The 10,909-nt window shown below is 64.5% G+C and carries 10 protein-coding genes and 1 pseudogene; 8 read left to right on the forward strand and 3 right to left on the reverse strand.

Annotated elements, in window-relative coordinates; all coding sequences use genetic code 11:
* The 4 genes from RMN84_RS00600 to RMN84_RS00615 all read left to right on the forward strand — a co-directional run.
* Positions 1 to 217 (forward strand): uL15m family ribosomal protein (locus RMN84_RS00600; RefSeq protein WP_309610270.1); only part of this gene is annotated, 217 nt, incomplete at its 5' end.
* Between the two features lie 97 nt (positions 218 to 314).
* Positions 315 to 1,682, forward strand: a complete 1,368-nt coding sequence (secY, locus tag RMN84_RS00605; protein ID WP_309610271.1) for a preprotein translocase subunit SecY — start codon at positions 315 to 317, stop codon at positions 1,680 to 1,682.
* Positions 1,683 to 1,799: 117 nt separating this feature from the next.
* A complete protein-coding gene (locus RMN84_RS00610) occupies positions 1,800 to 2,453 on the forward strand; it encodes an adenylate kinase (RefSeq protein ID WP_309610272.1) in 654 nt (217 codons plus the stop codon).
* Between the two features lie 242 nt (positions 2,454 to 2,695).
* A complete protein-coding gene (locus tag RMN84_RS00615; RefSeq protein WP_309610273.1) occupies positions 2,696 to 3,226 on the forward strand; it encodes an ATPase in 531 nt (176 codons plus the stop codon).
* Here RMN84_RS00615 and RMN84_RS00620 read toward each other — a convergent pair.
* Positions 3,223 to 3,711, reverse strand: coding sequence for a dihydrofolate reductase (locus tag RMN84_RS00620; RefSeq protein ID WP_309610274.1), 489 nt, complete (start codon positions 3,709 to 3,711; stop codon positions 3,223 to 3,225). The genes RMN84_RS00615 and RMN84_RS00620 overlap by 4 nt on opposite strands.
* 47 nt (positions 3,712 to 3,758) lie before the next feature.
* On the opposite strand from RMN84_RS00620, the gene RMN84_RS00625 reads away from it, so the two are divergent.
* A complete protein-coding gene (locus RMN84_RS00625) occupies positions 3,759 to 5,174 on the forward strand; it encodes an FAD-binding oxidoreductase (RefSeq protein WP_309610275.1) in 1,416 nt (471 codons plus the stop codon).
* Here the strand turns inward: RMN84_RS00625 and RMN84_RS00630 are convergent.
* Positions 5,171 to 5,503, reverse strand: coding sequence for a hypothetical protein (locus RMN84_RS00630; protein WP_309610276.1), 333 nt, complete (start codon positions 5,501 to 5,503; stop codon positions 5,171 to 5,173). The two genes, RMN84_RS00625 and RMN84_RS00630, sit on opposite strands and share 4 nt — an antisense overlap.
* 523 nt (positions 5,504 to 6,026) lie before the next feature.
* Here RMN84_RS00630 and RMN84_RS00635 point away from each other — a divergent pair.
* The gene (locus tag RMN84_RS00635; protein WP_309610277.1) at positions 6,027 to 7,001 is read left to right on the forward strand and encodes a TIR domain-containing protein; all 975 of its coding nucleotides are present in this window, start codon (positions 6,027 to 6,029) and stop codon (positions 6,999 to 7,001) included.
* A 28-nt stretch (positions 7,002 to 7,029) separates the two neighbouring features.
* On the opposite strand, the gene RMN84_RS00640 is transcribed toward RMN84_RS00635, so the two are convergent.
* Positions 7,030 to 9,030 carry a protein kinase domain-containing protein gene (locus RMN84_RS00640; protein ID WP_309610278.1) on the reverse strand — a complete coding sequence of 667 codons (2,001 nt, stop codon included), beginning with the start codon at positions 9,028 to 9,030 and terminating at the stop codon, positions 7,030 to 7,032.
* 105 nt (positions 9,031 to 9,135) lie between these two features.
* Between RMN84_RS00640 and RMN84_RS00645 the strand changes: the two genes are divergently transcribed.
* On the forward strand, positions 9,136 to 9,849 hold the full coding sequence (locus RMN84_RS00645) for a protein phosphatase 2C domain-containing protein (protein WP_309610279.1): 714 nt from the start codon (positions 9,136 to 9,138) through the stop codon (positions 9,847 to 9,849).
* A pseudogene (locus RMN84_RS00650) lies at positions 9,849 to 10,909 on the forward strand (hypothetical protein); the annotation flags it as partial. The gene RMN84_RS00645 and the pseudogene RMN84_RS00650, both read left to right, overlap by 1 nt.

Consider the following 10,909-nt stretch of genomic DNA (forward strand, 5'->3'; position numbering starts at 1 on the left):
CGTCCGCCTGCTCGGCAAGGGCGACTTCTCCGCCAAGCTTTCGTTCAAGGTCGCGGGCGTGTCGAAGGGCGCGCGCGAGGCGGTCGAAAAGGCCGGCGGAGCGATCGAAGTGATCGAAGCCAAGGTGCCGTCCGAACTGGCCGCCGCCAAGAAGGGCAAGGCCCGCCTGGCACGGATCGCCGACAAGGACGCCAAGAAGGCTGCGGCCAAGGCGTGATTATCTGCCGGGGGGCTTAGACAAGCCGCCCGGCCTGTCTATATGGGCGGCGGGGGCGTAACGTTCCCGCCGCCTTTACTCCATTACGGGATCAGCGATGGCATCCGCAGCCGAACAAATGGCGTCGAACATCAGCCTCGGCAGTTTCGGCAAGGCGACCGAGCTCAAGAAGCGGCTGTGGTTCACCATCGGCGCGCTGGTGCTGTTCCGCCTGCTGTCGTTCGTGCCGATCCCCGGTATCGACCCGCGCGCCATGGCCGCGCTCTATCAGACCCAGTCGGGCGGTGTGCTCGACTTCTTCAACACCTTTTCCGGCGGCGCACTGGAACGCATGTCGATCGTCGCGCTGGGCGTCATGCCCTACATCACTGCGTCGATCGTGGTGCAGCTCGGCGCGACCCTCTATCCGGCGTGGCAGCAGCTGCGCAAGGAAGGCGAAACCGGGCGCAAGAAACTCAACCAATACACCCGCTATCTGACCGTCGCCCTGACGATGGTTCAAGGTTACCTCATCGCCACCGGCCTTGAGGGACTTGGCGCTAAGCAGGGCATTGCCGCCGTCGTCGATCCCGGCATGCTGTTCCGCGTCGCCGCGACGATCAGCCTGATTGGCGGCACTTTGTTCCTGATGTGGATCGGCGAGCAGATCACCAGCCGTGGCATCGGCAACGGCGTGTCGCTGATCATCATGGCCGGCATCGTCGCGCGCCTGCCTCAGGCCATCGGCCAGCTGCTCGAGGGTGTGCGCACCGGCAGCATGGACGGCTTCCTGGTGTTCGGGATCGTCGTTCTGACCGCCGCGCTCATCCTGTTCATCTGCTTCATGGAGCGCGCCCAGCGACGAGTGTTGATCCAATATCCCAAGCGCCAGACCGCGCGCGGGGCGATGCAGCAGGAGCGCAGCCACCTGCCGCTCAAGATCAATACTGCTGGCGTCATCCCGCCGATCTTCACCTCGTCGCTGCTGCTGATGCCGCTGACGGTGGTGCAGATGCTCGGCGCTCGCGCCCAGTCAGGCAGTAGTTCGAGCGAGTGGTTGATCTCGATCTCGACCTTCCTGCAGCATGGCTCGCCGGCCTATCTGGGCCTCTATGCGGCGGGGATCATCTTCTTCTGCTTCTTCTACACGGCGGTGCAGTTTAATTCGGAAGAGACCGCCGAGAACCTCAAGCGCCATGGCGGCTTCATCCCCGGCATCCGTCCGGGTAAGGCGACCGAGCTCTACTTCGACTATCTGCTCAACCGGATCACCGTTATCGGCGCGGCCTACCTCGTGCTAATCTGCCTCATCCCCGAGTTTCTTTCGGCACAGGCCGGACTCAACTTTCGCCTTGGTGGCACGAGCCTGTTGATCGTCGTCAACGTGACGATGGACACGGTCAGCCAGATCCAGAGCCACCTCATCGCCCATCAATATGGCGACCTGATCAAGAAGGCGAAGCTCAAAGGCTCCAAGCGCCGCTAGGCCGGTGTCAACATTCCGTTCGTCCTGCGCTTGTCGAAGGACTGTCTTTCTCGTTAAGCTCTCGAAAAAGGGCAGCCCTTCGGCAAGCTCAGGGCGAACGGGCTGGGGGAGATTATCTTGGACATCATTCTTTTGGGGCCACCCGGCGCCGGCAAGGGGACGCAGGCCGAGCGGCTGGTCGCCGATCATGGCATGGTCCAGATATCGACCGGCGACATGCTCCGCGAGGCGCGACGCTCGGAGTCCGACTTGGGCCGTCAGGTCGCGGCGGTGATGGATTCGGGCGCATTGGTGTCGGACCAGATCGTGTCCGACCTGATCGACCACAAATTATCGACCATCTCCGCAGGGCAAGGCGTCATCTTCGACGGCTATCCGCGTACCCTCGCTCAGGCGCAGTCGCTCGAGATTATCCTGGCCGCCCATGGCCGCAGCCTGTCGTTCGTTGTCGAATTGGCGGTAGACGAGAATGCGCTGGTCGAGCGTATTACCGGCCGCTTCACCTGTGCCAAGTGCAGCACGCCTTATCATGATCGCTTCAAGCGGCCGAAGGTCGAAGGGATCTGCGACGTCTGTGGCAGCCACGAGTTCGTCCGCCGATCCGACGACAACGAAGCGACAGTGCGCACGCGCATGGCCGAGTATCGCGCAAAGACCGCACCGATTCTGCCTTATTACGAAGCACGCCGGCTGGTCCGCCGGGTCGATGGCATGGCTCTGGTCGATGCAGTCGCCGCGGCGATCGATGCTGTGCTGGGCGGTCGCGCTTGAGCTCGACCACGTGATGAAACACGGCACCAATCCCACGAACGGCGAAAGAGATATCGCTGCTTGACGTTGCGAATCTGCGCGTTGGGTTGACATCGGTTAGAGGATTGGCCTGGGCGAAGTCGTTCTTGATCTCGCGCAACGTTTCATCTTGGGACGGCGTCGGCGCTGGCCGCGTCTCGCTGCCGACGTGGAGATTGAACGAATGAGGCGCAACGGCCATGCTCGATGAGGGAGAAAAGAACATGCGAATCCTGACAGGGCTCGTTGCGCTGATCGGTGCCGGCACGGCCCAAGCCGAGGTCGTCCACGCCGATCCGCACGGGTTCGAGGTGCGCCAGCAGGTGCAGCTCGTCGTTCCCGCCAACGAGGCCATGGCGGCCTTTGCAAAGGTCCCGGGCTGGTGGTCGAAGGATCACACCTATTCAGGCGATGCCGCTAATCTCAGCCTTGATACCCGCCCAGGTGGTTGTTTCTGCGAGCGCTTCCCCAAGACCGGCGGCGGGATCGAGCATCTTCGCGTTACCTATGTAAAGCCGGGTGAGGAAATCGTGATGAGCGGCGCGCTTGGCCCATTGCTCGGGGAGGCGGTGACCGGCGTGATGTGGGTCAGCGTCGAGCGGATAGCAGGCGGGTCGCAGCTGACGCTAGACTATCGCGCGGCGGGCTTTGCCAACGGCGGCGGTGACAAGTTTGCGCGCTTGGTCGATGCAATGCTGGCCGACCAGATGGCGCGCTTTCGCACCTTCGCTGCGGCCGGTGGTGGGCGGCACTAACCCTTGGCGAGGCTGATGAAGCGATAGGCGGGCCGTCCGCTGTCCGCGCCATGCTCTTCGCGCGACACTTCGCGCCAACCTCCGCCCTCGCGCGGATCAGGCATCAGCGTATCGCCGGCGATGTCGCCCGCGACCTCGGTCAGCTCGATACGATCCGCCAGCGGCAGGAACAGCGCGAAGATTTCCGCACCGCCGATTACCGACACCGCCCCGTATCCGGCCAGTGCCAGCGCTTCATTGACGCCATGCGCTACTTCTGCGCCGGGTGCCTGCCACTCCCGATCGCGCGTGACGACGAGATGCCTACGCCCCGGTAATAGTCCCGGCAGGCTATCGAATGTGCGCCGCCCCATGATCATTGCCCCGCCCATGGTCAGCGCCTTGAACCGCTTGAGGTCCGCCGGCAGGTGCCACGGCAGCCCGCCGTCGCGCCCGATGACGCCATTGGTCGCGCGCGCGACGATCATTGTGAGGGAGCCGGTCATTGCGTTGACCCCTTGCCCTCGCCGCCGCGCTTTGCAAAGCCCGCGGGATGACCACGCCCGCCCAATCCGCGCTGATCGATACCGTGATTGCGCGCTTTGGACCCCAGGCGGCGATCACCGATCCGGCCGACATTGCGCCGTGGCTGATCGACTGGCGCGGGCGGTGGCATGGCCAGTCCGCGGCGATCCTGTCGCCCGCCTCGACGGCGGAAGTCGCCGCGATCGTCGCGCTAGCCGCGGAGCATCGCGTGCCCCTCGTCCCGCAAGGCGGGAACAGCGGCATGGTCGGCGGCGCTACTCCTCCCGGCGACGGCTCGGCGCTGCTGGTCTCGCTCCGCCGCATGAACGCCATCCGCCGCCTGTCGCCCGATCTCGCCGTGGCCGAAGCGGGGGTGATTCTGGAGACGCTGCACGATGCCGCCGCCGGGATCGGTCGTCGCTTCCCGCTGACGCTTGGCGCACGCGGCAGCGCGACCGTCGGCGGGCTGGTGTCGACCAACGCTGGCGGCACGCAAGTGCTGCGTTTCGGCCCGATGCGCAACCTCGTCGCCGGGGTCGAGGCGGTGCTGCCCGACGGCTCGATCCACGACGGCCTCGCCGCCCTGAAGAAGGATAATCGCGGCTACAGCCTCGAGCAGCTGTTCATCGGCGCGGAGGGCACGCTCGGCATCGTCACCGCCGCTGCCGTGCGCCTCGTGCCCGCGATCACCGACCGCGCCGTCGCGTGGCTTGGGCTCGCCCGGCCGCATGATGCGCTCGCCGTCCTGCGCGTGCTGGAAAGGCAGACCGGCCGGATCGAGGGCTTCGAGATCGTCAACGCCGATAGCCTGGTCAAGGTGCTCCGATACATTCCCGGCACGCGCGCGCCGTTGGAGGGCGAGCACCTGTGGCATGTGCTGGTCGAGGCGACCGCGCATGATTCCGGTGAAGAACCCTCCGCCGCCCTGCTCGAACGGCTGCTCGCACCCTTGATGGGCGGGCTCGTCGCCGACGCCACCATCTCGGCGAGCGAGGCCCAGGCGCTCGCCTTCTGGCATATTCGCGATTCGATTTCGGAGGCCGAGCGAGCGATGGGTCCGTCGCTCGCCCACGACATCACCGTTCCGGTCGACGGCATGCCCGACTTCATGATCGACGGCGCGGCGGCGGTCGAGCGACGCTTCCCGGGCGCGCACGCGTCATGCTTCGGGCATTTGGGCGACGGCAATGTCCATTTCCATGTCTTCCCACCGACGGTCGATGGCCAGGGCTGGATCGCCGCGAACGGCGCGGCGGCGTCGCGGCTGGTGCACGATCTGGTCATCGCGGCGGGTGGCTCGATCTCTGCCGAACATGGCATTGGCCAGATGAAAAAGGACGAGCTTGCCCGCCTCGGCCCCCCGGCACGACTGCACGTGCTAGCCGCGATCAAGCGGGCGCTCGATCCCGATCGATTGATGAACCCGGGGAAACTGATCGATTAACGGCTGACGCTGGTTCCGATCGGGAATACCGGCTTCGATGCAGCGCGCCGCTCGCCACCATCCCACACCGGCATCGCCGTCAGCAAGAGCGTGCTCAGCTCGGCGTGGATGTCGTCCATCGCCACACTCCGGCTGGCATCTTCGATCGCGTCGGCGACATGCAGGATCTGGTCGACCAGATCGTCGGGCCGACCCGACCCCTGGATCACCGCCAGCAAGTTGGGCACCATCGCCCGCACGTACCATTTGAGGTCGACGACCGCCTGTCGGCCGCTCAGCGCCGCCTCATCATTATCGACAACCAGTCTGAGCTTGGGAATGTGCTTCATATCCATCCTGCGACAGTGGATCGCCACTTGCCCTCTCGCTAGGGGGTGTCGAGGCGTCGTGCCGAATTGGGGCAGACGGCAAAGAGTGGCCGCCCTTGGCGACGATCCAACCCTTGTTCCACGTCTTGACCATTGGCTTGCCGCATCGTTCGCATTGACTGTGCAGGCGCAGGTCCGCGCCCATCCGCGCTTCCTCGCGCGATCGGCGGTGGCCCTTCAGTCGACAAGACAGGCGCACGTTGGGTACTTTCAAAGATACGGGCATACTCACCCAACGCTGCAACATCGCAACGCACTACCCGTTCCACAAGGTCGGCCGGGACTGTCCCACATTGCGTCACAGTCTGTCGGCCGCTCGCCTGGTGAAGTTTTCAGCCTTCCGGTAAAGTTTCACTTAAGCTAAGATAATCTGCCTCCCCCTCCGAGAAGGCTGACTCGGGAGTTTGGCAAATCGGGGGCAGCGATGGGCGGATGGCCCCAGTACACGCGTTTGGTTTGCGGACGTTCGTTCGAGGGGGATCGCTTGACTGGGCCTGACATCTTTATCTCGTACAGTCGCGAGGATCGGGAGAATGCGCGCTATTTCGCCGAATGCTTTCTCGAGCAGGGCTTCAGCGTGTGGTGGGACGCGGCGCTGCATTCTGGCGAGACGTTCGACGAGGTGATCGAGAATGAGCTGAAGGCTGCCAAGGCGGTCGTCGTCCTGTGGTCGCAGCGGTCGGTATCGTCGCGCTGGGTCCGCGCCGAAGCCACGCTGGCCGACCGGCGCAACAAGCTGATCTCGGTCGCGATGGAGGAATGCGACCGCCCGATCGCCTTTGAACTGACGCATACGATCGACTTCGCCAACTGGTCGGGCGATGTCGGCGAGGAGGCTTTTCAGGCCCTGCTGTTCGATCTGGGCCGGCTGGTCGCTCGTGATCCGGTCGCGGCGTCGGTGGCAGTGGATGCCGGTGCGTCCCGTTCGTCGGAACGCTGGGCGGGGCGCAATCAGCCACCGCAGGGCTTCAAGAAGAAGCTGCTCAAACCGAGCAAATTATCCGTGGCCGAGATTGATCGTCTGATGCTTGCCTTGTCGAATGGACCGCCATCGCCGGAGCCGGACGCCGGACCAACGCTCGACAAGGATGGCGAAGGAGCGCGGACGCAGATCCACCGGCACAGCGCTGCGCCCGAAGTACCGGCCGAACAGTTTCATTTCCTCGACCTGAAGGTTGGCGATCGCACCGAGCAACGCTTCGTCGTCGGTCGCTCCGGCCTCAAGATCGGGCGCACCGCGCCCGCCGATATCGTCCTCGCCGATGCACGCGTTTCGCGCGCGCACTGCATCGTCGAACTGGCCGACGATACGTTGCGCGTCCTCGACCTGCAGTCGACCAACGGCACCTTCGTCGATGGCCACCGCATTGCCGGTCACGCGGTTCTCGACGTCGGATCGGTCCTGCGCGTGGGGGACATGTCGCTTCGCCACGAAGTGCGGTCTCACGCCGACGCCTGAACGCCAAGTCTAAAAATAAAATCAGGCGCTAATTTACCTGGCCTGATCGCTTGACCAAGAACACCAGATAGGCGCGCGTCTGTTTGGCTTGGCCGAGCAGCTTGTCCGCCTGCTTGTCCGACTGGGCCCCGCGCGCCAGATTCTTCAGCGTCGCCAGATAATTGTCATAGCCGACGGCGAGTTGGGCGTTGGATTGGCGCAGCTGGTAATTCTTGCGTTCCTCGTCGCTGCCGTTGGCACCGCTGCGATCGCGGCCGATGCGGATGACCTGCTTGGCCATGCCGCGCCCGTCGTCGATCACCGCCGAAAGCTGCGCTATCTTGGACGAAGATGCACCTGCCGACGACGAACCGTCGCTTGCACTCTCAGGCGCGGTTGCCGGAATCGCTGCCGTCGCGACCTGTTCGACCTTCGGCTTTTTCTTATGCTCTTCGACTGGCACTGCCTTCACCGGTGCCTTGACCGCTGCGTCGGCCGCCGGCGCGACGAGATTGTCGGCGGCAAGCGGGTTGGCCGCCATGTTCAGATCGACCGCCTGCCCGTCGTTGACCGTGATCGATGCGGGCCCGTCGATCGGAGCGGTGACAATTGGCGCTGCTTCCGGAGCATTCGCGACGGACGATCCGCGGTAGCCCATCATCGACCAACCGGCGACGCCGGCCAGCAGCAGCCCGCTGACGACGGCGCTGACGACCAAGGGGGATCGCTTCGATGCGCCATCCTTGTCGGTCGCCGGTAGTTTGGCGGCCTTGGCGTCGGGCGGGACCTTCGTCGGCGCATCAGCGGCCTTGACCGCAGTCTTCGCCTTGTCCGGCGGCGACGCGGCTGCCAATTCCTCGGTCGGCTTTGACGCGGGCGGTGTCGGTTCGGCGCTAGTCACTTGCGGCGGAGTCGGTGCCGGCGGCGGCAGCTCGGCCTCGGTACCGACCCGACGGTTGACTGAGCTATCCTCGCCAGCGCGCTTGAACTGGACTTCGTTCGGATCCGAAGGGACGCGCGTTTCGACCTTGTCGAGCGGATCGCTCCCGATCGCCGGCGGGGCCACCGGCGTGATCGTCTCGATGCTCTTGTCAAAGGTGGCGAAGCGCGTCGCATCCTCGTCGTCGCCTTCGATTTCGACGGTGACTTCGTGCGCGGGCTCCTGCTTGTCCTCGAACAAAGCGAGCCATTCCGAGATCGACTGCGGTCGGTCCTTGGGCGGAACCCGCATTGCCTGGTCGACCGCCGCCAGGAAGCGCGGGCTGAACCCCGGCCAGTGACTGTCGGCGAGCGGCTTGTCGTGCCCGCCATGCAGCCGTTCGAGCACCTCGAGCGGCTTCTCGCCGGCGACGCACTCATAGACTACCACACCCAAGGCATAAACATCGGTCCATGGGCCCTGTGGATAGGTCTTCACATATTGTTCGATCGCTGCGTAGGGCGGGGTGTGGAAGGTGACCGTCGTGCTGGTTGCATCGGCAGATTCGAACCGGGCCGAGCCGAAATCGATCAGCACCGGCCGTCCGTCGGGATTAATCAAAATGTTGGGCGGCTTGATGTCGCGGTGGAGCACCCCGACCCGGTGCGCGCGTTCCAGCCCTTCGGCGATCGGGCGAATGATGTTGAGCAGGCTACGCTCGTTGAACCGAGCGCTTTGCTTCAGCAGCTTGGCGAGGGACACGCCGTCCTCGAAGTCCATGACCATGTAGGCGGTGCCATGAATTTCGAAGAGGCTGCGAACATTGACGATGTTGGGATGGCGGGTCGGCGTGGACAAATTCCACAGCAGCTTGGCTTCCTCGACGAACTTCTTGAGGCCCAGCGCGTGGACTTCCTCGGCGTCGGAATCGATCGGGACGACGGTGTCCTCGGCGTCACGTTCGCTGATCGACCCGGGGAAATATTCCTTGATCGCGACGAGTTCGTCGAAATAAATTCCGCGCGCCTTGTAGACGATGCCGAATCCACCGACCCCAAGCACCTCTTCAAGGCGCCATTCGCGCAGGACTGTTCCTGCGGGCAAGGCACGGTTGCTATATGCTTTGGTCACCGTCGGTGTCCCCCACGACGATATTTTCGGAATCAGTGAAAAGTTAATCGCACGGCGCGCCCGTCATTGCTAGTCTCGCGATGAATTGATTGCGGGGGACGGCGATTGTTGGTCGAGAGCATCAGCCGAACACATGTCGGCCTGCGCCGCAAGGTGAACGAGGACAGTTTTCTCGACCGCCCCGAACTCGGCCTGTGGGTCGTCGCCGACGGCATGGGCGGGCATGATGCGGGCGAAATCGCCAGCACGATGATCACCAATGCCTTGTCCAGGGCGCCGGTGACGCGCGATCTCGGTGCCGCCTCCCGCTGGGTCGAGGAGACGCTGAGCGACGTCAACGAGGAGCTGATCAGCTTCGCCCGCACCGGTGACCGCCCGCGCACGATCGGCAGCACGGTGGTCGGGTTGCTCATCGAGGGGCCTTCGTTCGTCGCCTTCTGGGCCGGCGACAGCCGCGCCTATCGACTTCGCGACGGCGAGCTTAGCAAGCTGACCCACGACCATAGCCTAGTGCAGGGCCTGGTCGATGCCGGCATGCTCGCGGCGGAAGATGCGGAGACTCATCCGCAGGCCAGCGTCATCACGCGCGCGGTCGGCGTTGCCCGGATCTTTTCGCTTGAGATGGTCACGGGCGACGTCCAATCGGGCGATCGCTTCCTGCTTGCCAGCGACGGCTTGACCCGGCTGGTACCCGACCCTGAACTCTGCGCGGCATTGGCCGACGGACCGCTTGCCCCGATCGCCGACCGGCTAGTTGAGACCGTTTTGCAACGTGGCGCACCGGATAATGTCACTCTCACCATCATTGCGATCGCCTGATGTCCGATGATGCGAACGACGGGTTTGCAGCGACGGCGGCCAACGCACCCGATGATGGATCGATCGCCGTCGGGATCACCGGGCACCGTCCGCAGCGCATCGACGGCTACGACATGGACGCCTTGTCCCGGCGGATCGACGAGACGCTCGAGGCGCTCGAGCGACATTCTGATCATGCGCGCTTCCGGTTGATCGGCAGCCTGGCCGAAGGCGCCGACACGATCGTCGCCAAGGTTGCCCTTGCGCGCGAATGGCAGGTCGATGCGGTGCTGCCGTTCGATCGCGCCGAATATGCCCGCGATTTCGACGGACCAGGCGCGGCGGAGTGCCTCAACAGCCTGATCGACCGAGCGAAGAATGTCTTCGAACTGGGCGGTTCGCGAAATGAAGTCGGCGGCGAAGCGGCGGCGTATGAGCGGGCAGGCCGGGTCATGCTATCGCAATGCGAACTGCTGATCGCCGTTTGGGACGGCGACCCACCATTGGGCCGGGGCGGCGCCGCCCAGATCGTCGTCGAGGCGATCGGGCAGGGCTTGCCGATCCTGACGATTCATCCGGATGCCGCCCGCCCGCCGGTGCTGTTGTGGAGCGGGCTGAACGAGCATCAGCTTGGCCCCGAAGCGATCGATACGATTGCTCGTGGCGGCCTCGCCGACATCCCCCTTCTGTTTGGGCCGACTGGACCCCTGCGGCGCATCGATGCGGACGTCAGAGCCGAGCAGCGCAGGCGCAGCCGCACGCCGCGAATCGTGGGAATTGCCTATCCGCTGCTGCTGGCTGCCACTGGGGTCCGACCGCTTCGGCTGGCCGATTTCAAAGCCCCGCAGCCGGCCACCCTGGGTGCGCCGATCGACCATGATTCGACCTTCAAGGAGCGGATCGAGGAGCAGCTCACCCCGGCCTTCGAAGAGGCCGATCGCGACGCGAGCGATTCGGCGCAGCTCTTCCGCGGTGCGTTCGTCAGCAATTTTGCCCTCGCCGCACTGGCGGTGACCCTCTCCCTGCTCGGCCTGGTCGTGGCGTCCGGATTAAAAACCAGCCTGGTACTGGCCGAATTTAT

It is taken from the genome of Sphingomonas sp., assembly GCF_031380695.1.
Taxonomy (GTDB): Bacteria; Pseudomonadota; Alphaproteobacteria; order Sphingomonadales; family Sphingomonadaceae; genus Sphingomicrobium.

Bases quoted from the DNA above. Each gene is read 5' to 3' on its own strand.
- secY (WP_309610271.1), top strand. From the start codon at position 315: ATGGCATCCGCAGCCGAACAAATGGCGTCGAACATCAGCCTCGGCAGT.
- RMN84_RS00615 (WP_309610273.1), top strand. From the start codon at position 2,696: ATGCGAATCCTGACAGGGCTCGTTGCGCTGATCGGTGCCGGCACGGCC.
- RMN84_RS00620 (WP_309610274.1), bottom strand. From the start codon at position 3,711: ATGACCGGCTCCCTCACAATGATCGTCGCGCGCGCGACCAATGGCGTC.
- RMN84_RS00625 (WP_309610275.1), top strand. From the start codon at position 3,759: ATGACCACGCCCGCCCAATCCGCGCTGATCGATACCGTGATTGCGCGC.
- RMN84_RS00630 (WP_309610276.1), bottom strand. From the start codon at position 5,503: ATGAAGCACATTCCCAAGCTCAGACTGGTTGTCGATAATGATGAGGCG.